Raw genomic sequence first — 25,292 nt, forward strand, 5'->3', positions numbered from 1 at the left:
ATATCTCACGTCTTAAGTCTTTTGTCTAAAACGAATACCCCACCTGACTTCCTCTCTCTGGATCGAGTTCTACTTTGGCATAGACTTCTATCTCTTGTTGGAGTTCTTCTACATGGGAGATGATGCCTACGATTCGGTTTTCGTGGCGGAGGGATTTGAGGGTTTCGAAGACGACACGGAGGGAATTTCTGTCCAATGCGCCAAAGCCCTCATCCAAAAAGAAAAAGGACTGATCCGCCTGATTGAGGGATTTTACTTTTTCGGCTAGTGCCAAGGCCAGGCATAGAGAAGCCTGAAAGGTCTGTCCACCGGATAGGGTTTTGAGCAAACGTTTTTTGCCGCCGTTGAGGTAGTCGATTACCCAGAAGGTATTATTATCGTCAATCTCCAAACTGAGGCTGTTTTTGGTCAGTTTCATAAAACGGAGGTTTGCCGTGGCACAGAGTTCTTTGAGGTAGATAGAACTGACGTATTTTACAAAACCACTTCCTTTGAAAAGCCTTTCCAATTCCTTTAGGTTGATTTCCCTTTTCTCCAGTTGACTGAATGTGACTTGGAGTTTTTGTTTTTCTTCCAACTTTTCTTTAATGGAAATTAGCTCTTGGTCAAGTAGTGTGAAGGATTTCTTAATCGCTTCCAAAGTGGACTTTTCTTCCTGAAGCTTATGTTGCAATCGCACAAATGCTTCTGGGTCGAAACTACTAACACCGGGTTGTGATTGCAGTTCTTCTAATTTGTTTTTGACTAAAAGATTCCTGTCCTCGAATTGCCTGATTTCTGCATCTACTTTATCGGCATCCAGAGAATGATGGAAGAGTGCAATTAACTTTTCCTCATCTTCAAATCCGTATGTGATCTTGAGGGATTCAAATTCCTTTTGCAATTCACTTATCTTGATGGCTGCACTATCGGACTGGTTCTCAAAGTTTTTCAGGTTGGCCAGGTTGGTAGCCTGTTTGGTTCTGGTTTCCAGTAGTACTTTTTGTTTTCCGGAAAGTTTGAAAGCTGTCTCTTCTATGTCCTGTTGGACTTTTTGAATGGTCTGTTCGATGGCGGCTTTGTCTTTTTCGAAAAATGGCTTGCAGAATAAAGGGTCTTTGATCTCCTCTTTTTTGGCTGAAATTTTACTGCTAAGTCCCAATAAAGTTTGTTCAGCCTCCCGGATTTGCCTTTCCTCTTTTTCAAATTCGATTTGCCTTTCCTCCAAATTCTTCCTCAGTTCCTTTATCATTTGCAGCAGTTTTTCTCTTTTTTGGATTGCTTTGTCGGAATTTTGGATCAATTCATCTAAAGTCTCTTTGGTGTCCACTTGGTGGGAAATCAAATTTTGCTTTAGTTTCTTAATTTGTCCGGAAAGGATATTGATTTCCGTTTCTGTTTTGGCCTTATTGGTGTTTTGATTGTCCAGTCTGATCTGTTGCTCGGAATAGACCTGTTTCCAGGTAATAATCCGTTCCAATAAGCTTTTTGCCAATTCTATTTCTCTGTTTTTAGATTCCAGAGCATTGTTGTTGGTTTCGGCCAGGGGATGGGGATGATCTATTGCGCCGCAAAGTGGACAGGCCTCTCCATTAATCAGGAGGTGGGCATGGGCGGCCAAACCGGCCTGTCGCATCAGTTTTTCTTTCTCGGAGTCGAGTGTTTGGATGGTTTGTTTTTGGGAATGAATCCATGCTTCAAAGGAATTGGTTGATTCCGGTAATTTTTCATTCAGGGTTTCTATTTGTGCGGTGATGCTTTGGGTAGAGGCAGATATTTGCTCGACATCTTTTTGTTTTTCGCTCAACTGGCTTTCCCAATTATCCCAATCACGGGCTAATCCTTTCAGTTCGGATAGGGTATTGCTATGAGGAACAATGATGTTTTCGGATTCTTCTTCCAGCTGTTTTATCTGTTCTTTAATCGATGATAATGCCTCCTTTTTCGAATCCAAATCAGGCTTTAATGTTTCAGTGATTGTTTTGGAGGCCTCAAATTCCGTGTTTAGATTCTTGATTTCAATTACCTTTTTTAGGTCCCTGATTTTGGTTTCCCTTTCTGATTTTTTGTCTGCTTTTTCTTTCAGTTCCAACTCTTCCTTTACTAGCTGCTCTATTTCTTGTTCATAAGTTTCCTTAAACCTCTTGCAATCTGTAACACTGACACGGTATTTCTCCAATTCAGCATTTTTCTCTTGGATCTGTTCCCAAACCGGCTTGAGGTAGGTTTTTGCTTTCAGGAAGTCTTTATAGATAGCTTTCTTGTTTTCTATTTCAGTCCTTTTCTTATTCAGTATTTCCCATTCCTTCAAAAAAACCTGTAATTGTGTATGCTTGGCTTGAACTTCCTCCTGCTTTTTGAATTTCTGTTCAGATTGACCGAAAATTATCTCTGCGGCTTCGGCTTGGGTGGCAATTTCCTTGATCAATGCTGTTTTTTCAGATTGTAATTCAGGAGTTATTTCTGCCAAAGCTCCCAACTGTGTTTCCAAGCGGATCTTTTCATCCTTAAGGTTTCTGAGCAAAGTCCCCGTTTTGGAAGCCAAATCAAATCGCTCCAAACCAAAAAGCTCCTTCATCATCTCTGCTCTTGGTCCGGGAGTCAGGTCGATAAAATCCCGGAATTTGCCCTGCGGGATGATGATTGTTTGTTTGAAATGTTCCTTTTTCATGCCCACAAGGTCTTCAGCCACTTGGGTCAATGGTTCCAGTTGATCTCCTTTTTTTAGATAAAAAGCATGTTCGGCAGGTTTGACATCCTCGAAGTTTTTGGGATTTCTTTTGGCCGAATACCTTGCAATATAAGTGTTGACATTGTTGTTTCCGGCCCGGAATTCGAACGTGATCAGCAGAGTTTCGCTTTGGAGGTTGACCATGCTGTTTTTTTCACCTCGGTCTGATAGTCTTTCTGTACTGCCATAAAGGGCCAATAAAATGGCTTCCAAAATCGAGGACTTTCCACTGCCCACCGCCCCAAATATCCCGAATAGGCCCGCTGCGGTCAATTGGTCAAATGCTATGACCTGTTTTTCCTTGTAGGAGTATAACCCTTGGATCTCTAGCTTTACCGGAATCATGTGGTTTCGTTTTGGCTGATAACTTCCTTAAAAATGCCGAGCAGCTCCTCATTAGGCTCTTGGCCCCGTTCACTATTGAAATACATCCTGAAAAGACTGACCATATCTTTTTCCAGGTCTTCTGCTTTTAGGCTGAGGTTTTCCCGATTTTGTGGATTTTTGATCTGAGGAATCAGGTTGACAATGCCATCATGTGCTTTCATGATGGCTTTTCGGGTGGCAGCGTCTATCGAATGTTCTGTGATAAAAGTGATTTCGACAAAACAATATGGATTTCCCTCCAGCCATTCGAGCGTGTCCGGAAGATTATCAAAGGTCTTTCTGAAAAGTAGTCTTCCCATTTTCAGACCAATGGGCCAGTAATTTACTTTTTCTCCTTCTTTGGCTTCTATGATGACCACCTGCTTTTGCTGATCGGCTTCGCTGAAAGAGTAGGAAAGGGGCGAGGAGGAATATACAATCGGAAACGGTTCTTTGCCTACCGCATGGTATCGGTGCAAATGACCCAAAGCTGCATATTGGATATGGTTGGGGATATGATGGGTGTAAAGAGCCTGTGTGCCCCCGACATGGAGGATAGGACGTTCGGATTCAGGTTCGGCCTCAGCAGGTTCGCCTTCTTTGGTAAAAAAGAAATGCCCGATGAACAAATTCACCCCTTTTTTATCACAATACTTTTCTGCCAACGTTTCCCATTTTCCGGCCATGAGATTCCTGAATTCCTGTTCTCTGTCCATGTCTCCCAAGTAGGTTTTGAGCAGGACTTCATTGGCGTAGGGCGCCAGGATGATTCTGATGGGAACATCATATTTTGGTAATTTCATTTCCACAAATCCGGATTCAGATTGTAGGATCTCTATTCCGTTTTCAAATTTACCTGTTGGGATCACCGTATCATATCGGCTGTAGAAAAAGATGCCCATTTCTCGGGCCAAAGGATCGGGGGCTTCTACAAACTGTGTACTGTCATGGTTGCCGGAAATGGCGATAATGGGTCTTTGGCCATTATTGGAAAGCCTTCTGAGGGTTTTATACAGCAGTTCCACAGCTTCGTGACTGGGATTAAAGCTATCAAAAATATCCCCTGCCAAAAGCACGAGGTCAACAGCTTCCCGCTCAGCTATCTGTATGATTTCTTCTAGGACTTCTTTTTGTTCCTCAAGTCTGGAATATTCCTGTAGCCTTTTTCCCAAATGCCAGTCTGCGGTGTGGAGGATTTTGATCATGTTGGTTTTTTCCGAGTTAGAGTTTAGCTTTGTGAATTCCTGTTCCTGTTTTTCTCGATATGGTCAGGTTTTCAATTTTGATTAAAGTTAAAAGCTTAGTCATTCCGTTCCAAATGCGCAAAGTGCTAATGACAATAATTGGCACATTAATTGCGAAAGACGAAAATGAATATGAAATACTTTACAATACTCTTCTTATTGATAATCAGTCCTTTAATGGTTTCGGCCGGAGATGGAAGTCCCTCTCCTGATGAAGCACTGAAAATTCAGGAAGGCGTCGCCAGTTATTATGGCAAGGGATTCCACCTCCGTAAAACAGCCAATGGTGAAATTTTTAATATGATGGAAATGACCGCTGCGCATAAAAACCTTCCATTTGGGACCATGCTGAAAGTGACCAATCTAAAGAATGGTAAAGAGGTATGGGTCAGAATCAATGACAGACTTCCACAAACATCGAGACGAATCATCGACTTGTCCAAAGGAGCAGCTCAAGAATTGGATATGGTTCAGGATGGTATCGTCAAGGTGAAGCTTGAAGTGCCTGATTTTGAAACAATGGCATATTTAATGGAACATTATCAGGGCAACAAGCCCCAAGGACTGAGGTTAAGAATGTATGAGTCACCCATTGAAATTGAATTTGAAAAGCCTGATTTTTCGGGTTTAACATTGGAAATCAATATTGAGAGTGGGTAAGTTGGTTTGAATTGATTTTTTGGATTTTTATAAATTAAAAAATCCCGATGTCAAATTAATGACCCGGGACTAATTTTTTGTAAAACATTGGTTCAATGTTTAAGAACCAAAAACATACCTCACATTAAAACCAAAACCACCCGCTCTAAATGCCGTTGTCTCGACGATATCAGCACGGGGTCTCCAATCGAGAGATAAGGAAATCGGCACTTCCTTAAAGGTATATTCCAAGCCAATCTCACCACTCACACCCAAAACAAACGGATCTCCTATCAATAAAGAAGGACCCACACCTGCATACCAATGAAATGCTTCTTCTCCTAATGGTCTGTAAACAAAATTCCAAAGTGCTTCAATTCCCACTCCTCGGTCACCAAAAGAAAGGTCGGCATGTACACGACTGAATTCTCCCAATGCAAAAACCCCATCAATGGCAACACTATTTCCCAGGACATCACCAAACCTCAAACCTAATTCCTGGGCTTGGGATTGATTCCATACCAGCATAAGAGAAAACATAAAAGGTAATAACACTAACTTTTTCATAGTTTCAATTTTAGATTTAATTTTCAATGTTCAAAAGTATCTATTATTTCTTAAAACATTATTCTATCAAGACATTCACTTATGATTCCCATTGAAATTTTGCATTTTTGTGCGCTATTCTGCCAACTATCAAATTAACATTATTTTCATTTTTGTCGGATGTTTATTTTAAAGAGAAAAATAAGGCAACCACAGATTGGCATTGGTAAATGATTTATTTTCCTGAATTGAGTAATTTAACAGGAGGGTTGAATCTGGAACTTTTGTTTGGAATATGTAGCAAAAATACCCTAAGATCCAAAATCTGTGAAATCGGTAAAATCTGCGGTTTATATTTATTTTGAAATGTGAAAAAATCCAACCACAGATGGGTTCAGATGAACACAGATTGGAATTGGTTTAAATTTTTACGATTTTCCTCATCAATGATGAATGATAATTTTCATCAAATCCGTAGATAATATTCCTCTTGTAATTAGAGAATTTACCCTTCACTCCAAATGAAACTTGATTAAAATTGGATTATCCTCCCTGTCAATTTTTTCAAAATCGATGGATTTCAAAATCGGGTGGTTTTCAAAGCTATTGCCCTCTTCGATATGTTTAAACAAGGAGGCAGGCATAACATAACAATAAAAGTATTTAGAATCTGAGGAAATCAGTACAGGCATGTAATCTTTTGACCTTCCTATGGAGATGATTTTTTTTGAGGTTTTATCAAATAGGACATAGTATAGTACTGAACTACCAAGAAAATGAAAGAGCAAGTGCCTTTCAGTTTCCATGATGTTGTTTAGAAATTTATAATAATCTGTACCCATGAATTCCCTTTCGCGGTCATAAAAATTGATCAGTTCTATTTTTGGAATGCCATTGGAAGCAAATGGAAAATTGTATTTGGTGAAAATTCCCTCTTTATTTATAGCTATGATTTCATTACGGCCCAAGATCGGAGTAAAATTATATTCACCTGAAATATGGGATTGACGAAATATGGGATCGCCTTCCATCAACAAGACTCCATGCTCTTTTGGAATAAAAAAATCGTGTTGATCACCGTCCTTTCTTAATAAATGAAATTCTTGTGTGTTTGCCCTAGCCGAAGGGATCATCCTGTGGGCAGGAGGTAAGGGGGTGTATAAGTAATAGACACCTTCTATATTCACGAAATTGCCGTAAATATTATTTCCTTTTATCCCTCTTAATGAAACACTTGCCAGATATTCAAAATTAATCAAACTAAATTTCTTTATTTGATCAAAGTCTAAAATTTCAAATTGGTTATTGTCAAAATCAATCTGCGCATCTTTTATTTCTCTGTATTCTCCCGGACCGGTTCCTAGTTTACTAAAAATGGAAATATTGTTTCCCTGTCCGTCAAACCCAAACATTTTGGATTGCCGATCATCAAGGATATAATATCGGTCATGTTCCGGAGAGATCATCAGTTTGGAAAAAGACACGATTAACTGATCTTCTTGGGTATCCAGATAGATGATATCATCCACAACCAGACCCTCCGGCCAACTGAAGCCAAATTCATCTTTTACAGTTAAAGGATAGGTCAGTTTCTCTAAAGTGTCATTAGCAATAGATTCACCCTTCCTATTTTCTGCGCAGGAAAAAAGATAGATGACATTAAAAAAAACCAGAAAATATATTAAGGGATTCTTCATGCCGGTTTAATTGGAAATGTTATAACATCCTCAAATGGAAAATATTTCAATCCTTGATTTCTTGTCCACAACTGATAAATCAGGATAAAACTAGAAACAAAAACTAATATTACTTTCTTTTTGACATGATTTGTTTCATTAAAAACCTCAGAAAGGGAATGCCGGATACTTCAATTATTTTTCCTATTTTAGGATATCATTTATTTTTTCACATTTCCTAATGTTCATAAAACTAAGAAAATGGAAACCCGATGTATTTTCAAAAATTTTAACATTTTCTCTTTTGATTTTGTCTAATAACTTAGTTTATTGTATGCAGGTTCTATAAACTTTGAAAAATGCGCAAAAGCAATTTGTTTTTAGTATTAGGGTTCATATCAATTTTTTTCTCCTGCGAAGAAGAAAAGGGAGCATCCCAAGATCAGCCACTCGAATCCTTCCGGGCTGAGGTCGCTGCCACTCCCGTCCGCACCGCTACGGTTCAAAAGAAGACTTTTGATTACCTGATCAATGCTTCGGGAAAGATCGAGGCCGTGGATCAGATTATGGTAGTGGCAGAGAGATCGGGTTATCTGGATGAACTCTCAGTCAAAGAAGGCGATTATGTAGAAAAAGGAAAAACCCTTGCCCAAATGGATCAGACCGAAAGTCAGATCAAACTTGAAAAAGCCAGGATAGCGCTAAAAAATGCTATGATAACTTATCAGTCCGAGGCATTTAATTTCCCCACGATTCTCAATGACTCCACTGACCTGCGCAAGCAGGAAATAGAAGAATACCTGATGGTCAAAAGCGGCCAATATGCCGCAGAGATAGAGCTGAAAGAGGCGGAAATTGACCTGGAAAAAACCATCATCAATGCCCCCACATCGGGCCGTATTGCTGACCTCAAAACCAAAAGGGGCAGCATGGTCAATGCCGGGGACGAACTTTTTGAAATCATCAACACCAACCAACTGGAACTCAAAGTCAAAGTCCTGGAATCGGACATCAACCTGATTTCCGTGGGACAAAAAGCGGAGATCTTCCCTGTTGGTGGAGCTGCGGAAGGCATCACCGGAACAGTCAAAAGCATCAATCCCAAGGTTGATGAAAATGGGCTTGTTCAGGTGGGAATCCTGATCGGCGAAACCAAAGGGTTGCTGCCGGGGATGAACGCCCGTGCCATTATCCGTGCCCCACAGAACAACAGCATCGTCGTGCCCAAAGAAGCATTGGTGTACCGTTCCCAAAGACCTGTTGTCTTTACAATTGAAAAAGACGAATCCAAATGGAATTATGTAGAGGTAGGGAAGGACAACGGGAAGGAAGTGGAAATCCTGAGCGGTATAGAACCGGGCATGACCGTCATCACCTCCAATAACCTGCAATTGGCCCATCAGGCACCTGTACAAATTATAAAAGACTAAGCGGGATGGTAAGGTTTTTATTGGCAAGACCCATAGCTGTTTTGATGACTTTTTTGGCACTGATGGTTTTTTCGGTCATTGTGTTCAGGACATTGCCCATTTCCCTGCTGCCCCCCATCGATGTCCCACAGATAGTGGTCAAAGTCAATTACCCCAATGCCTCTCCTGAAGCCATAGAACAAAATGTACTTTCACCCATAAGAGAAGGACTGATGACCCTTAACGGACTCGAGGACATGGAAAGCAAGTCAGGATCTGAACTGGGGACCATCCGCTTGACTTTTGATTTTGGCACCAAAATGGAACTTGCCTATATCGATGTCAACGAAAAGATTGACCGGATGACCAATTCGCTTCCCTCCGATCTCAGCCGTCCACAGGTCATCCGCATCAATACCAATGATATCCCGGTTGTAAGAGTACAGGTGGTGCCAAAACCGGGTTTTGATTTTACGGAAATCAGTCTGTTGACCGAGAATGTCCTTAAAAAAAGGCTGGAACAGTTGGAAGGGGTTTCACTGGTCGATATCAATGGCAAAAAAGACAGGATCATTACCGTCAGCCCCAACAAATCGGCACTCAGGGCTTTGGGCATGTCCGAAGAGAATGTCATCAATGCCATCAAATTCGGCAATGAAGAACTTCCCGGAATCAGTGTGGAGGATGGTCAGTTCCGGTATTACCTCAGACTTGCCACCAGGGTTGATTCTCCTTCGGATATTATGAAACTGCCCGTTACCTCCGAGGAGGGTGTGACTATCGATCTGGGTAGGGTAGCTGATGTCCAATATGAGATCAATGATGTGTTGGGATACCATCTATTCGGTGAAAATGAAGGCCTCGTCATCACTGTCCACAAACAGGCTTCGGCAAAAATGAACGAGTTGCTACCAAAGGTTTATGAAGCGATTGACATATTCAGGGAAGATTATCCACAGGTGGATTTTGAACTGACCCAAGACCAATCGGTATTGCTCAATGCAGGAATAAGTAATTTACAGACGAGTTTGCTGTTTGGTGGATTGTTTGCTTTTGGGGTGCTTTTTGTCTTTATGGGCAATTACCGGACTCCGGTGATTATCGGGATTTCCTTGCCGACCTCTTTGTTGATTAGCTTCTTGGTCTTCTACTTTTTTGACATTTCCATCAATGTCATTTCCCTGTCAGGACTGGCATTGGGTCTGGGGATGTTGATTGACAATTCCATCATTGTATTGGATAATATTACCAGAAAAAGAAAAGATGGCCTGCCGCTTTTTGAAGCTTGTGTGGAAGGGGTGAATGAAGTCATGTCAGCTTTGATCAGCTCCGTGCTGACCACGTTGGCGGTATTTATACCTTTGGTATTTCTCAGTGGTATTTCCGGGGCACTGTTTTTTGATCAGGCGGTTTCTGTTGCTGCAATATTGGGAGTTTCCCTGATGGTGGCATTTATTTTTCTCCCCATGCTCTACCAGTTTTTCTTTAGGAGAAAAAGAGAAAAGCCTGTCACCGATGAAGACAGCAGGTTTTTTCTGGGGATTCTACGAGGATATAAATCATTGTATAAAAAAATATTCAGTCAGCGGAAACTCAGTTTTGGTATATTCCTATTGTTGATTCCGGTTGGTCTTGGAATGGCTTATTTGTTGGAAACAAGCGGACTTCCTCCGATTGAAAAGTTTGATGCGGTGGTGTCCCTTGACTGGAACGAACCCATAGGAGTGGAGCAAAATAAAGATAGGGTCATGTCCTTGTTGAATTCACTGGAAGGAGCATATCTCAAATCCGAAAGTGATTTAGGGGTAAGACAGTTTCTGCTTTTTGATGGGGAAAGTTCATTGCAGGAGGCGAGTCTGTATTTTCTATTTGATAACCAAGAAGAGAAGACAGGGCAAATGCAAAAGCTCAGGTCATTGGTTATTAAAAATTTTCCCAATGCACAACTTGATATCAGCGATGCCCCCAATGCCTTTGACCAACTCTTTGCTTCCAATATGCCCTATTATGAAGTAAGGTGGAAGGACCTGGAGACCAAAAAACCCATTGAAGAAAGCCGAATGGACGTTTGGTTGGAAGAGTTTCCGGTGGAAGAATTTTCCAGAGGACCGGGATTGCAGAAGGAAGCCTCGGTTATATTCCGGTTGGATGGAGGCAAACTTGCCCTTTATGGGATCAGTACCTCCGATCTGCAGGAACAGGTCAAGAGACTTTTTGGGATGTACTCCATCATGGATATCAAACGCTTTGGGGAGATTACTCCCATCAGGCTCAAATCCAACAGAGCCAATTTTGAAGAGATATTGAGAAATAATTATCTGACGGGCAAAGACGGTAATGAATATGCGCTGAGCAATTTTATCCGTTTTGATTATGAAAACCATTACAAATTTGTCACCGCAGACAAAGGGGGCATTTACCAATCCGTTTTGCTGGAATCGGATAATCCAAGTTCCTCCAATTCGGTAATTTCGAGATGGGCAGCTGACCGGAATTTAGGAGTATCTTTCTTTGGGCAATATTTCAAGGACAAAGAGACCATTCAGGAATTGATAGGGATATTGTTGGTGGCGGTACTGTTGCTTTACTTTATCCTGTCAGCTCAATTTGAGAGTTTTGTGCAGCCCCTGATCGTGATATTCACACTTCCTTTGGGAATCGCAGGTGCATTCATCGTCCTATTGCTTACAGGAACTTCCCTCAATGTTATGTCAGCCATCGGTTTGGTGGTCATGTTGGGGATCATGGTCAATGATGCCATTTTGAAAATCGATACCATCAACAGGTTAAAAATAAAATACAGTCAGTCCCTGGGAAGTCAAGAAGCTTTAGAAAGATCCCTCTTTGAAGCCGGAGAAATCAGGCTCAAACCCATCCTCATGACCTCCGTCACCACCATCCTTGCCCTGCTTCCTGTCGTCTTCAGTTCAGGTCTCGGAGCAGATTTGCAGCGCCCTTTGGTCTTTTCAGTGATCGGAGGTTTGACAATTGGTACGTTTACGGCACTGTATTTTGTGCCTTTAGCTTATTGGTTTGTGGGGAGGGGGGAGAAGCGAGAGACGAGAATTGAAACTTAAGATTTGAGAACCAAGAAACAAGAGCCAAGATGGGGGAAAGAGGTAGATTGGGAGGTTTGAGAGGGTTGATGAGGAAGGATTAATGATTATGGTTAGAAGTTAGAATTTAGAAGCATGGGTTAAGAAATAAGAAGGCTTTTCCTTGTCACTTCGACGTTAGGAGAAGTCTGTTTCCCCCACAACGGTTTACAGATATCAAACTCGATAGACATTGTTCCTGAGTTGAAAAAAGAGGAGTATATGGATCAGCTTTGAAGTTATATTAAATCAATCGGTTCAAAAACCAGCATTTAAAATTGGTGCGCAGAAGAAGTCTATTTCCCTGATCTAGGTAATTAGATCTCTCCTGCCGTACCAATGACATAATCCTAAAATGCCTCTCGTTCCGATAGCTATCGGAATCGGGGAACGGAGAAAATGGTTAATTAGAGTGGGGATTGGAAAAGGGGCGGCGCCCCTTTTCCAATCCCCACCTCCCCACATTACAGGCCCGGTGGCCGAGCTTGCCGAGGCCAGAATGGTTAAACCTGATGTCATTTCCTATTTTGAACATTTTAAAAATGTTGGAGACTCGAGATGACAAGGCAAAGATTATTTACACACTTTGAACCTAAAATTTAAATCAAACGTGCCAATTTAATAATCCCAAAATCAAGTGAAAACTTCACTGAATTAAAAGAAAATACAAACCAAAATGGAAATATATAAAGAGACACAAGTGAAAAGAACCAAGACCCGGGGGAGACAACAATTTTATTTCTTATTTCTTATGTCTCACGTTTTGTGTCTCCAATCTAAAATCTCCAATATAAATTCTAAAATCTACCTTCACCCCTCAACCTTCATCCTTTATCCCTCCCCTTGACTCCCTTCCGCATCATCATATCGTTCATAGTTCTAAGCATCATCGGGTTTGCGTTGGTGCCGAGGCTTTCTGTGGATCTGAATCCACAGGAACGGGAACCGGTATTGACGGTAAGTTATGCGGTGCCACAGTCAAGCCCTGAATTGGTGGAAAAATTGGCGACCTCTCCCTTGGAAGGTGCCCTGTCACAATTGGCAGATCTGAAGAAAATCAATTCCCTCTCCAATTATGATCGGGGATCTATTACCCTCAGGTTCGACAAGAAGACGGATATGGAGTTCAAGAAATTTGAGGTGGCATCCATCATCCGGCAGGTTTACCCCTCCATGGACAGAAAAGTATCCTATCCCTTGGTCACCCAATCGGAGGATCGGAGAAATGACCTAAAAACCCCGATCCTGACCTATTCTGTCAATGGCCCTTTTGCTTCTTTTGAAATAAAGAAAATAGCTGAGGATGTGCTGAAGACCTCTTTGAACCGCTTTGAGGAAATAGAAGAAATCACCATTCGGGGATCAAATGACCTGCAGTTGTACGTCACCTATGATATCAAAAAGCTACAGGCTTTCAGGCTGTCCAAGTCCGATGTGGAAGCCGTCATCAGAAATGCCTTTGGAAGGTCTTATCCCGGTTCTTTGGTCAATAACAGGGGAGAAACCCTTTTTATCCAAGTAGACCGCTCGCTCAATAGCCTCAGCCAACTCGAAAACCTGTTGGTCACCAACAGGGAAGGAAAGGAGATTTTCCTAAAAGACCTGGCAAGGTTGACCCTGGAAGAGGCAGAACCTTCTTCCTATTACCGGATCAACGGCAACAATTCGGTCACCCTATCCATCATCAACCGGGACGGGGTCAACAAAGTCCTGTTGGCCAAAAATATCAAAGCCGCTATAGAAGCTACAAAGCCTTTGCTGCCGGCGGGGTTTGAGGTCAGGTTGGAAAATGATGATACAGAGTTTTTGGAAAAGGAACTGAACAAGATTTACAAGCGGTCAGGACTTTCCGTTCTGATTTTGATCATTTTCATATTTCTGATCAACAGAAACCTGCGCTATCTGAGCATTTTGTTTTTGGGTATCGTCATCAACCTGAGTATTACCGGGATTATACTTTACCTGCTGAAAGTGGACATCCACTTATATTCGCTTGCCGGATTGACGATTTCATTTGGTCTGATCGTGGACAATGCCATTATCATGATCGACCATTTGCACAAGCATAAAAATCGGAAGGTTTTTGTGGCATTGTTGGCTGCATCGCTTACTACTATTGCAGCCTTGATGATTGTGTTCTTTTTGCCGGAGGAAGACAGGAAAAACCTGACCGAATTTTCGGTGGTAGTGGCTGTAATGTTGGCAGTTTCGCTTTTGGTGGCTTTGCTTTTTACGCCGGCCATGTATGAGATTCTTTTTGGACAAAAAGCCAAAAAGGGTAGGGTCCTTACAGTGAAACAGCTTAGAAAGAGGGTTAGGGCTTTTGGGGCTTATAGTAGAAGTATAGGTTTTGTGGCGAGGTTTCGGAAGACTTTTGTGACTGCCATTGTTCTGCTTTTCGGTCTTCCTGTGTTTTTTCTTCCTGCCAAATGGGAAGGACAGGAATGGTACAATAAATCCATCGGAAGTACCCTCTACCAGGAAGACATCAGGCCCCATGTGGACAAATACCTGGGAGGTTCGCTGAGGATGTTTGTCAGGGGTGTATTTGAAAAATCTTCTTATAGAGAAGCCGAAAAGACCAGATTGTATGTCACTGCCCAACTACCCTTTGGTAATACGCTAGAACAAATGGATTTTATCATGAAGGAATTTGAGGGATTTCTCAAAGAGGTGGAAGGCATCGACCAATTTGTGACCTATGTACAGTCAGGTCAATATGCCAATATCAACATTACCTTCAAGGAAGCCTATGAGAAATCAGCCTTGCCTTACCAACTGAAAGGCAGGCTATCCGTCAAATCCACAGACTGGTCCGGAGCAAGGTGGGTTATTAGTGGCGTGGGCCAAGGGTTTTATACAGGTGGATTCGGGGAAGGAATCCCATCTTTCAAGGTGACAATGAAAGGATATAATTTTGATGAACTGGAGAGACAGGCAGAGGTTTTGGCGGAGAAACTTTTGCAACACAAGCGGATTCAGGAGGTCAATACCAATGAAAGATTGGGCTGGAACGAGCAAAAGACAGAGGAATATGTGCTTAGGTTGGATCAGGGAAAAATGGCCCTGGCAAGATCCAATCAATATCAGGTAATCAATGCGCTGAATGATGTATCCAAACCGTCAAGACCAAGCACATATCTTACTTTAGACGATAAAAACTATGGAGTCGTAGTTCGTGAACTCGATTCAGACAAATACTCCAAATTTGACTTAGAGGAAAACAGTCTGATCAGTGGTGAGGACAAGATTTTCAAGGTCAGTAATTTCGGCACCTTGAGCAAGGAAACCACCACCAATGCCCTGCACAAGGAAGACCGGCAGTATATCCGGTTGGTGGCATTTGAATACATGGGTTCGGCCAAATTCGGGAATGAATACCTGGATGAAGTTTTGGAAGAAATGAAAGCCAATATGCCTATAGGCTATACTGCTTCCAAACTGACCTGGTCCTATGATTGGGAAAAGGCCAAGAGACAGTATAGTTTGATTTTGGTATTGATCGTGGGGATATTTTTTATCACAGCGGTATTGTTCGAAAACCTCAAGCAGCCTTTCTATATCATAGTCATCATCCCGATATCCTTTATCGGATTGTTTCTGGTTTTTTCCCTGTTTGATTTTTATTTCGATCAGGGGGGATATGCGGCATTTGTCATGTTGGGCGGCTTGGCGGTCAATGCAGCCATTTTTATCGTCAATGACCTGAACAACCGAAAAAAGGGCCTTTACAACAGGAATGTCTTGAAGGCAGTGGCAGGAAAGGCAGTCCCTATTATTCTGACCATTTTGTCCACCTGCTTTGGCCTGATCCCATTTATCATGGAAGGTCAGAACGAGATCTTCTGGTTCAGCTTGGCGATCGGAACCATCGGGGGATTGATATTCAGTATTGTAGGGGTGTTTTTGGGATTGCCGGTGTTTTTGTGGAGGAAGAATGGGGGGTAAGGGGGGCTCAAAGAGTGGTTTGGATTTCCCGCAAAGGCGCAGAGACGCAAAGAAATATAAGAAATATTTGATTGAACGCTGATAAGGCTGATTTTCAATGATTTTTTACCTGTGTAAATCAGCCAAATCAGTGTCATCAGCGTTCCAAAAAAAACATCTCTTCTCAAATCTAAATTCCCAAAAACCTCACCATATCTTGGTAAAGATTGGGTTTGGAGCTAGGTGTTGTCCCTTACATTATTTGGGATTAATTCCAAATGTGGAAAGTAGCTCTCGTTGTGTGTAATTGTATCCGGTTAGCCATCAGGATACAACTAGGTACCATTAAACGTTTCTTTCACTTATAGGTCGTTCTTTATCTTCATCAAAATTTTTCGGGAGTTGAATTTTTAGGGGATGACTTATTAACTGTCGTAGACATTAATTTTTTAACAATACCAACAAAACCTAAATAAAAAAATAACCGGCTTTTCAGGGCCGGTTATTTTTATTGGATAGTTGGTTTAGTTTATACTTTAATTGAAACAATTCTTATGCCATAGATTCATCAAGAAGGAATAATTTTCTTTAAAATCCTTATACGCATTTTAAAGACTTTATTATTCAGTAAATTGCAGAATCCAGAAAAAAGACAAACCCTATTCCAGGTTGGATGAGATTGATAGTGGTTTTTTGAGGGGTATATACAAATTCCCCATCTCCTTGGCTTGCCCGATATTCAGTATCCTGTTTTCTGAGATATTCTACAGGACCGCTGTCATGATACAATACCTTGAACTCAAAATGTCCGGAATCTTTGTTTTTAAAAGGAATTTTGAATCCTCCCCCAAAACGGAAACCAAGCACCCAATCACTAAAATCCAAACCTTCCTCAATGGGTTCTTCAAAGCTCGATTCCCTTATTTTGTACCTGGTGTAGAAATGATTGGCGCCAATCTGCGCTTCAATAAAAGGGATTATCTGCTTTTCATTTTCAAAATTGTACCTGAAAATCCCCATTAAGGTTAACAGATTATTGTTTCTTCTAAGTCTCAATACATCTGTATATCCTGGGTAAAGGTCATTTCTTTTTTCGAGCTCGGTACCATATTTCCCATAGCCAATACCCATGCCCACCTCAATGGGTTTTAAAGGGAATTTATAATAGAAAGACATGGTATACTCCGGGAAAACTGATCCGTCCATGACATCCCTCAATTCTCCGATTGGAACACCAAGATTTGCCTGAAACCCGGTCGAGAAAAATTGAGCATAAGAAACCGATGTGCTTATGAAAAATATGCTTACAAAAATTAACCTTTTCATAAATTGATTTTTGAAAATAATTACGTAAACAATCATTTGCAGTTTTATAAACTTAGAGTTCAATCCAAATCACTGAAGACATACTCCAAATCCAAGCTGAATCCTTCAATGCATTCAGACAAAACAATATCCCCGGTAGTAAAAAGTTTGGAAGGGATATATGATCCATTAGTTAATTTATAGATCAATAAAGTCTGTTCGTTAGGATGGATTACCCAATATTCTTTCACACCGCTTTCCTCATATACTTCGTATTTATATTTCAGTTCTTTCCGGTTGTTGCCAGGAGAGAGGATTTCAATAATCAGGTCAGGCGCGCCAATGCAACCTGCTTCATCTAATTTGCTCTTGTCACAGACAACACAGATATCAGGCTGCACCACTGTATAAATATCTTCGTTTTTCTTTGACTTAACAGGAAGCCTGACATCAAAGGGGGCATGGAATATTTTACAGGGTTTTTTATCTAAATAATCCCCAAGTTTCCTCGCAATTTTCAATGCAATCTCTTGATGAATCCTTTTAGGGGCAGCGGCAGCTGACCTAAAAACTTTTCCCTTGATGATTTCGACCATTTCATCCATTTGCCAGGTCAAATAGTCCGCGTAGGAATATTTTCCGTAACCGGTAAATGGTTCACTGACTTTGTTTTCGGTCTCCTCAGATTTCATAAGTCTAAATTTAGTGAAAAAGTGGGTCTTTAAAAAAGATGGAAGTCCGATGTTGGAAGACACTTAATCCTAACATAGACTTTTGTCCCTTTAGGGACATCATATAGGTAAAACACAAGGTCAATTTTAAGGGTTTTTGTGCCTTTAGGTACAACAGATATTCCGTACCTAAAGGCACGGCAACCTGCCTTAAATCAATTATTCTACCTATATCTTGTCCCTAAAGGGACAGAAAAACATCCTTCCATTCAGCCAGTTGGGCCAAGCACTATTAATACTCCATCAGCTTCCCCAATTTCTCTTTAAACCTCTCCACAGGAAGGAAATTCTTCTCCAGGTTTGGGGCAAAGGGAACGGGTGTATCAAGGCTTCCCTCCCGCATAACAGGAGCATCCAAATATTCAAAACAGTTTTCCGAAATCCATGCACATATTTCTGCGCCGATTCCACCTGTCAGGCAATCTTCCTGTAGGAAAATCACTTTGCCGGTTTTTCTGACCGTTTTTTCTACTGCCTCTTTATCCCAAGGAAGCAAAGTCCTTAAATCCAAAATATCTGCGGAAATACCAATTTCTTTTATTGCGGCTTTAGCCCAATGCACGCCCATGCCATAGGTGATGATGCTAAGCACTTCACCTGCTTCAACCAAATTGGCTTTGCCTATTTCTACGGTATAGTAATCATCAGGAATGCTCTCAGAGATAGATCGGTACAATGCTTTGTGCTCAAAATACAGGTAAGGATTCGGGTCTTCAAAAGCCGCATTGAGCAATCCTTTGGCATCATAGGGGTTGGATGGATAGACGATCTTCAATCCTGGTGTATGAAAAAACCAAGCCTCATTGGATTGGGAATGAAAAGGCCCTGCCGCAACTCCTGCACCCGTGGGCATTCTGACGACCACATCGGCTTTTTGTCCCCAACGGTAATGGATTTTTGCAAGATTATTCACGATCTGATTGAAGCCAACGGAAACAAAATCTGCAAACTGCATCTCCACCATGGATTTGTATCCTTTGATGGAAAGGCCTAAGGCCGCCCCGATAATGGCACTCTCACAAAGGGGGGTATTTCTCACGCGTTCCCCACCAAATTCATTTTTGAACCCATCTGTAATTTTAAATGCGCCACCATAGGTCCCAATGTCCTGTCCCATCAGAATGAGGTTGGGGTATTTAATCATGGACTGTCTCAATCCATCCGAAATGGCATCAATAAATCTTTTTTCTGAAACATTGTCTGATGAAGGTAATATGACTTTTTGCTCAAATGGAGAGAATAAATCGGAAAGTTCTTCAGAAGTATCTGGTCGAATACTTTCTTCAGCAAATGCCTTTTCCAAACCTTTATTGATGGCGTCTTTGATTTTTTTGTTGAGTTTTTCTTTGGTTTCAGGATCCAAAACTCCTGTTTCTTCCAAGAATCTTTCATAGTTGTCCACAGGGTCTTTTAAAGCCCAAGTTGTCATCAATTCTTTTGGGACATACTTGGTTCCGGAAGCTTCCTCATGACCCCGCATTCTGAAGGTAATGGCTTCTAAAAGTACAGGTCTAGGATGCTTTCTGATATCTTCTGACAATCTTTTGATAGCATCATATACTTCCAAAACATTATTGCCGTCTACCCTAACAGCCTCCATGCCATAGCCAGGCCCTTTTTCGGTAAAATATTTGAAAGCAAACTGTTCCTCACTTGGAGTAGAAAGCCCGTAACCATTATGTTCCACCACAAAAATAACCGGAAGTTTCCAAACCGCTGCAACATTCAGGCCTTCATGAAAATCACCTTCAGAACTGGCCCCGTCTCCCGTAAAAACCAAAGTGACTTTGTTTTCTTTAGATAATTTATGTGCCAAACCAATACCGTCTGCAATGGCCATCTGAGGACCCAAGTGGGAAATCATCCCTACAATATGGTGCTCGTTGGTTCCAAAATGGAATGACCTGTCCCTACCTTTGGTATACCCTGATTTTTTGCCCTGAAACTGGGCAAAGAGTTTTTCGAGCGGAAGATTTCTCCCTGTGAATATACCCAGGTTTCTATGCATTGGAAGGATATATTCGTCTTCAGCCAAAGCGTTAACGGCACCAATAGAAATGGCCTCTTGTCCCCAACCGCTGAACCATTTTGAGATTTTACCCTGCCGAAGTAGAATCAGCATTTTTTCTTCAATTCTCCGGGGCATCAGAAGAGATTCGTACAATTTGATCAAAGTCTGATCATCATAATCTTTCCTATCAAAAATCATTTCTGCTGTTTGGGAAGATGGGTTGTTCATAGTAGGGTATATTTGAATGCCAAATTAGGGTAAAGAACTTATTCTCCCAAAGGTTTCCAAAGAACTAATATGATTGAAATTACGGTTATCGTTATTGTCGGAGATATTTGATTTAGCTTCAGGATAAAATCATAAGGATATGAAAGAATTGATGATAAAAAATATGGTCTGTCCCAGATGTATTTTGGCTGTCGAAAATGTTCTTAAACATTTGGACATTCCTTTTGAGCAGGTTGCTTTAGGGAAAGTGAGACTCCGAGCTGAACTGGTGGAGCCGAAAAAGGATTTGTTGGAAACGGACTTATTAAATTTGGGATTTGAGGTATTGAAAGATAAGGACTTCCAAAAAATCGAAATGATCAAGAATCTTTTTTCAGAATTGGTGCAACAGGAGGAAATCCCCGCAGGCTTTAATATCTCCACCTATATCAAAGAAAATATCCCCGAGGATTACAGCGGATTAAGCCATTTGTTCAGCAGTATTGAAGGGATCACCATGGAGAAATATTTTATTCGGTTGAAAATTGAAAAGGTGAAAGAATGGCTATTTTATGAAGAACTCCACCTCAGCGAAATGGCCTGGAAACTGGATTACAGTTCCGTTCAGCACCTTTCCTCCCAGTTCAAAAAACTAACCGGAATGACCCCAACAGAGTACAGGAAATTGGTCAAAAAGGGAGGGTTGGGGTGGAAGGATTTTGAGGATAAATGAAATAGGATTAAAAACAGCAAAGGCGTCGATTCACATCGACGCCTAAAAATATGCAAGGTTTATGAAAAAATGTTCGTTTGCTGTACGTGCCCAAAAGTAGAAAGAAACCCTTGTCCAAAAGCAAATAAATCGTTAAGGATACTTTAAGTTAAAACCAAAAAAATCTCCTAAAATTAATATTTGAATAATATTGGATTTCAGATTTCAGTCGCTTTGATATTGACGATTTATTTGTCTTTTATTTTATGATCGAAAAATGTTTTAACTTAAAGGATTAATAAACAGCACCTTATTCAGTTAAAACTTAAACTATGACCCATTTAAAATCATTCCTACTCTTATTTCTTTTAAGTTTCAACTATTTCCAAGAACATAATCCTTCGGAAAGGAATACAACCGTCGAAATCAAAGGGGATAAATTTTATATCAATGGCAAACCGACCTATGAAGGAAGAACTTGGAAAGGAAAACCCATTGAGGGGCTGTTGATGAATTCAAGAATGGTGCAGGGGGTTTTTGATGATCTCAATCCTGAGACTTTTTCCAATTGGGAATATCCTGATACCGGGAAATGGGACCCCGAAAGAAACACGGATGAGTTTATTGCCAACATGGCAGAATGGAAAAGACATGGTTTACTTTCTTTTACCATCAATTTGCAGGGAGGAAGTCCTTTTGGGTATTCCCAAAGTCAGCCTTGGCATAATTCTGCTTTTACAGAAAAAGGTGAATTGAGGGTTGATTTTATGAAAAGGCTGAAAAAAATCCTTGACAAAGCAGATGAATTGGGCATGGTACCGATCGTCGGATACTTTTATTTTGGGCAGGACCAAAGGCTAGAGGATGAAAAGGCAGTGATATCCGCTGTTCAAAATGCCACGGAATGGCTACATGAAAAAGGCTACAGAAATGTGCTGATCGAAATCAACAATGAATGCGATGTAGATGCCTATGATCATGAAATATTGAAACCTGAAAGGGTTCATGAGTTGATCACATTGGCAAAAAATATCGAAAGGAATGGCTACAGATTCTATGTCAGTACAAGTTATAAAGGAAGTGCCATCCCCAAACCCAATGTGGTCAATGTTTCAGATTTTATCCTGCTGCATGGAAATGGAGTTTCTGACCCAAATAGCATAGTAAGCATGGTGAATTCAACAAGAATGATTGAAACTGCCGAATCCAAACCAATTATATTCAATGAAGACGATCATTTTGACTTTGACAAAGACTGGAACAATTTCACAGCGGCTGTTTCCGCCTATGCCTCTTGGGGTTTGTTTGATTACCGCATGAAAGATGAAGGATTTGAGCAGGGCTACCAAAGTGTCCCGGTAGATTGGGGCACCAATTCAGATCGGAAAAAGGGATTTTTTGGGCTGTTGAAGGAGATTACGGGGTATTAGGAGGGAGAAGCGAGATGCGAGAGCCGAGATTTTAGAGGCAAGATACAAGAACCAAAGCCTGCCCCTAGTATCGGGGAGACAAGAGGAAGGCTTTGAGACCTTTGAGGTTTTTAAAACCTCGAAGGTTTTTTTGGATCATGAGCTTTGATTAGAGAGGCGATAGGCGATGTGCAAGAGTTTAGAGACAAAGCTTGCCCCGAGTATCGGGGAGCCAAAAACCAATATGAGAACTAAGAATCAAGAAGACGTGTCCTTGTCACTTCAAGTCTCCAACATTTTTAAAATGTTCAAAATAGGAAATGACATCAGGTTTAACCATTCTGGCCTCGGCAAGCTCGGCCACCGGGCCTGTAATGTGGGGAGGTGGGGATTGGAAAAGGGGCGCCGCCCCTTTTCCAATCCCCACTCTAATTAACCATTTTCTCCGTTCCCCGATTCCGATAGCTATCGGAACGAGAGGCATTTTAGGATTATGTCATTGGTATGTCAGAAGAAGTCTAATAACCCGAAAACCGTAGGGGGAGATTCTCTCGATGAAATGAATGACAATCAAAATCATAGAATATTTGTTCTTTGGATTGTTGGTTAGGATTTGATTTTTCTTTAATGGATGTCTTATTTTCCGAATTTCATCAAATACCCCTTCAAACTCCTCAAATAAGCTTTTTTTATAATAAAGACATTTGTATTCGAACCCAATTTTCCAATTTTGAAATTTTACAATCATCCAATTATTATCCTCCCAATCTAAAAACCCCAATTTTCCCTACCTTTGCACCCAAATACAGGAATACAGTGAAAGCGAGAACATTAAAAAAAGACAAAGTCAATATCATCACCATGGGTTGCTCCAAGAATCTGGTTGATTCCGAGGTGCTTTTGACACAGTTGAAAGGGAACGGAATAGATGCCTCCCATGAATCCAATCAGCAGGATAACAATATCATCATCATCAATACCTGTGGCTTTATAGACAATGCCAAGCAGGAATCGATTGATACTATATTACAATATGTAGATGCCAAAGAACAGGGATTGGTAGACAAGGTCTATGTCACAGGATGCCTTTCCCAGCGCTATAAAGATGATCTGGAAAAAGAAATCCCCCAAGTGGATGCTTATTTCGGGACCAGGGATTTGCCGGCATTGCTCAAAAAATTCAAAGCTGATTACAAACATGAATTGGTAGGCGAAAGACTTTTGACGCACAATGCCCATTACGCTTACATGAAAATATCAGAGGGTTGTGACAGGCCCTGTTCATTTTGTGCCATTCCTCTAATGCGGGGCGGACATATTTCACGCCCTATTGAGGAATTGGTGAAGGAAGCGCAACATAAAGCTGCCAACGGAACCAAAGAACTTTTACTCATCGCCCAGGATTCCACATACTACGGACTTGATCTTTATAAGAAAAGAAACCTGGCCGATTTGTTGAGAAACCTTTCAGACGTAGAGGGAATCGAATGGATCAGGCTGCATTATGCCTATCCCACAGGATTTCCCATGAATGTGATTGAAGTCATGAAAGAGAGATCGAATATCTGCAACTACTTGGATATCCCACTTCAGCACGGTTCTTCTTCGGTTTTGAAAACCATGAGAAGAGGGACAACAAGGGAGAAGCAAGAGGAATTGATCCATTCCATTAGAGATCTGATTCCTGAAATTGCCATCAGGACTACTTTGATTGCCGGTCATCCGGGTGAAGGAGAAGCCGAATTTCAGGAAATGGTGGATTTTGTAGAAAGGATGAAATTTGAGCGGTTGGGTATATTTACCTATTCACATGAAGAGAATACCCATGCCCATTCTATGGAAGACATTATCCCAGCTGAAGTAAAACAGGAAAGGGCCAATTACCTCATGGAAATTCAGGAACAAATTTCCTATGACCTCAACCAACAAAAAGTGGGTAAGGAATTCAAGGTTTTAATTGACAAAAAAGAGAATGGCTTTTTTGTAGGAAGGACTGAGTTTGATTCTGTAGAAGTAGATAATGAGGTATTGATCGATGCTTCAAAGTTCTATTGCAGAGTTGGGGATTTCGTTCAGGTAAAAATCCACGAAGCCACAGAATTTGATCTTTATGGCGAGGTGGTTTGATACTCTTATTATTTATCATAATGATTTTATTTGCCTAGTTCCCCTTGTTTGCCTGACGGAAGACCGAAGACGGGAGACGGGAGTACAAAGGCAAGATCGAAGTTGAAATGAATCGAAATAAATCAGGGCCAAAAATCAGTTAGACCTCCTAATGTGATGATTTGGGATGTTCATTATTAAAAAATTATTGATATAGTAACCTCTGAATTTTGGCTTTGATCCTGTATTGATATAATTTCCGGAAAAAAGAAAATGAAAAAATCAGTTTTACTCATTTTTATAATCATTATCAATTTGTCGACTGTCAACGCACAATTTTCTTACGACCTCCAAGGCCATCGCGGCTCAAGAGGATTGATGCCTGAAAATACCATTCCTGCAATGATCAAGGCTTTGGATTTGGGTGTCACAACTCTGGAAATGGACTTGGCAGTGACCAAGGATGGAATCGTTATCGTTTCCCATGAACCCTATATGAATCCGGTGATATGTCTGACACCTGAAAGTAACGAAATCGTCGCAGGAGATAAGTCACATAATATCTATCAGATGGACTTTGAGGAAGTCATCAAATATGATTGTGGAAGCAAATTCCATTCGGGATTTCCGCAACAGGTTAAATTTCATGTAACTAAGCCAAGACTTTCAGATTTGATTGATGTCGTGGAAAAGTATGTGTCGGATATGGGGTTGCCCAAGCCCAATTACAATATTGAGATCAAAAGCAGTCCTGATGGAGACGGAATTTTCCACCCTGCTCCCAAGGAGTTTTCCGACCTTGTTTATAGATTGATTGATGAAAAACTCGATTGGAGCCGTGTCAATATACAATCATTTGATTTCAGGGTTTTGCAGTACATGCATCAGGTTTATCCGCAAGTGACCTTGGCCATGTTGGTGGAGACAGCTTCCAAACCTGCAGAACAGCTTGCAGAGTTGGGATTTGAACCGCAGATTTATTCGCCCTACTTCGTGGCTTTGACCAAAGAGACTGTGGGAGAATTTCATAAAAAAGGCATGAAAGTCATCCCTTGGACTGTCAATACCTCCGCCCAAATGGAGAAATTATTGGAAATGGGCGTAGATGGGATAATTACAGATTACCCAAATTTGGCGCCTAAAAAGTAATATCTTTTCAAATGTGACTTTGACCCGCTCAATGTGGTGCATTGTGTTAA

The 25,292-nt window shown here is 41.0% G+C and carries 15 protein-coding genes; 8 read left to right on the plus strand and 7 right to left on the minus strand.

Features of this window, described 5'->3' with window-relative positions; genetic code table 11:
* Positions 1–25: 25 nt before the first annotated feature.
* Positions 26–3,055, minus strand: a complete 3,030-nt coding sequence (locus tag B9A52_RS10790) for an AAA family ATPase (protein ID WP_084120484.1) — start codon at positions 3,053–3,055, stop codon at positions 26–28.
* A complete protein-coding gene (locus tag B9A52_RS10795) occupies positions 3,052–4,281 on the minus strand; it encodes a metallophosphoesterase family protein (protein WP_172805198.1) in 1,230 nt (409 codons plus the stop codon). Before B9A52_RS10795 ends, B9A52_RS10790 begins: the two co-directional genes overlap by 4 nt.
* A 171-nt stretch (positions 4,282–4,452) precedes the next feature.
* On the opposite strand from B9A52_RS10795, the gene B9A52_RS10800 reads away from it, so the two are divergent.
* Complete coding sequence (locus B9A52_RS10800; protein ID WP_084123470.1) at positions 4,453–4,980, plus strand: septal ring lytic transglycosylase RlpA family protein; 528 nt, start codon at positions 4,453–4,455, stop codon at positions 4,978–4,980.
* A 99-nt stretch (positions 4,981–5,079) separates the two neighbouring features.
* On the opposite strand, the gene B9A52_RS10805 is transcribed toward B9A52_RS10800, so the two are convergent.
* The gene (locus tag B9A52_RS10805; RefSeq protein ID WP_084120485.1) at positions 5,080–5,526 is read right to left on the minus strand and encodes an outer membrane insertion C- signal; all 447 of its coding nucleotides are present in this window, start codon (positions 5,524–5,526) and stop codon (positions 5,080–5,082) included.
* Between the two features lie 491 nt (positions 5,527–6,017).
* The gene (locus B9A52_RS10810) at positions 6,018–7,202 is read right to left on the minus strand and encodes a 6-bladed beta-propeller (RefSeq protein WP_084120486.1); all 1,185 of its coding nucleotides are present in this window, start codon (positions 7,200–7,202) and stop codon (positions 6,018–6,020) included.
* Positions 7,203–7,540: 338 nt separating this feature from the next.
* Here B9A52_RS10810 and B9A52_RS10815 point away from each other — a divergent pair, with 338 nt between their 5' ends.
* From B9A52_RS10815 to B9A52_RS10830, 3 genes are all read left to right on the plus strand, one after another.
* A complete protein-coding gene (locus tag B9A52_RS10815; RefSeq protein ID WP_084120487.1) occupies positions 7,541–8,611 on the plus strand; it encodes an efflux RND transporter periplasmic adaptor subunit in 1,071 nt (356 codons plus the stop codon).
* Between the two features lie 5 nt (positions 8,612–8,616).
* A complete protein-coding gene (locus B9A52_RS10820; RefSeq protein ID WP_084120488.1) occupies positions 8,617–11,667 on the plus strand; it encodes an efflux RND transporter permease subunit in 3,051 nt (1,016 codons plus the stop codon).
* 861 nt (positions 11,668–12,528) lie between these two features.
* Entirely contained in the window at positions 12,529–15,633 is a 3,105-nt protein-coding gene (locus tag B9A52_RS10830) for an efflux RND transporter permease subunit (protein WP_084120490.1), read from the plus strand.
* 603 nt (positions 15,634–16,236) lie between these two features.
* Here B9A52_RS10830 and B9A52_RS10835 read toward each other — a convergent pair.
* The 3 genes from B9A52_RS10835 to B9A52_RS10845 all read right to left on the minus strand — a co-directional run bounded on the left by B9A52_RS10835 (position 16,237) and on the right by B9A52_RS10845 (position 19,887).
* Positions 16,237–16,938, minus strand: a complete 702-nt coding sequence (locus B9A52_RS10835) for a hypothetical protein (RefSeq protein WP_157370122.1) — start codon at positions 16,936–16,938, stop codon at positions 16,237–16,239.
* Positions 16,939–16,997: 59 nt separating this feature from the next.
* A complete protein-coding gene (locus tag B9A52_RS10840; RefSeq protein ID WP_084120492.1) occupies positions 16,998–17,609 on the minus strand; it encodes a Uma2 family endonuclease in 612 nt (203 codons plus the stop codon).
* Between the two features lie 271 nt (positions 17,610–17,880).
* Entirely contained in the window at positions 17,881–19,887 is a 2,007-nt protein-coding gene (locus tag B9A52_RS10845) for an alpha-ketoacid dehydrogenase subunit alpha/beta (protein ID WP_084120493.1), read from the minus strand.
* A gap of 139 nt (positions 19,888–20,026) precedes the next feature.
* Here B9A52_RS10845 and B9A52_RS10850 point away from each other — a divergent pair, with 139 nt between their 5' ends.
* The 4 genes from B9A52_RS10850 to B9A52_RS10870 all read left to right on the plus strand — a co-directional run bounded on the left by B9A52_RS10850 (position 20,027) and on the right by B9A52_RS10870 (position 25,242).
* A complete protein-coding gene (locus B9A52_RS10850; protein ID WP_084120494.1) occupies positions 20,027–20,599 on the plus strand; it encodes a helix-turn-helix domain-containing protein in 573 nt (190 codons plus the stop codon).
* A gap of 311 nt (positions 20,600–20,910) precedes the next feature.
* A complete protein-coding gene (locus B9A52_RS10855; protein ID WP_084120495.1) occupies positions 20,911–22,008 on the plus strand; it encodes a hypothetical protein in 1,098 nt (365 codons plus the stop codon).
* Between the two features lie 795 nt (positions 22,009–22,803).
* Positions 22,804–24,114 carry a 30S ribosomal protein S12 methylthiotransferase RimO gene (gene rimO / locus B9A52_RS10865; RefSeq protein ID WP_084123471.1) on the plus strand — a complete coding sequence of 437 codons (1,311 nt, stop codon included), beginning with the start codon at positions 22,804–22,806 and terminating at the stop codon, positions 24,112–24,114.
* A 252-nt stretch (positions 24,115–24,366) separates the two neighbouring features.
* Positions 24,367–25,242 (plus strand): glycerophosphodiester phosphodiesterase, encoded by an 876-nt coding sequence (locus tag B9A52_RS10870; protein ID WP_084120497.1) that lies wholly within the window; start codon positions 24,367–24,369, stop codon positions 25,240–25,242.
* Positions 25,243–25,292: the final 50 nt, after the last annotated feature.

The organism is Aquiflexum balticum DSM 16537 (assembly GCF_900176595.1).
GTDB classification, from domain to species: Bacteria; Bacteroidota; Bacteroidia; order Cytophagales; family Cyclobacteriaceae; genus Aquiflexum; species Aquiflexum balticum.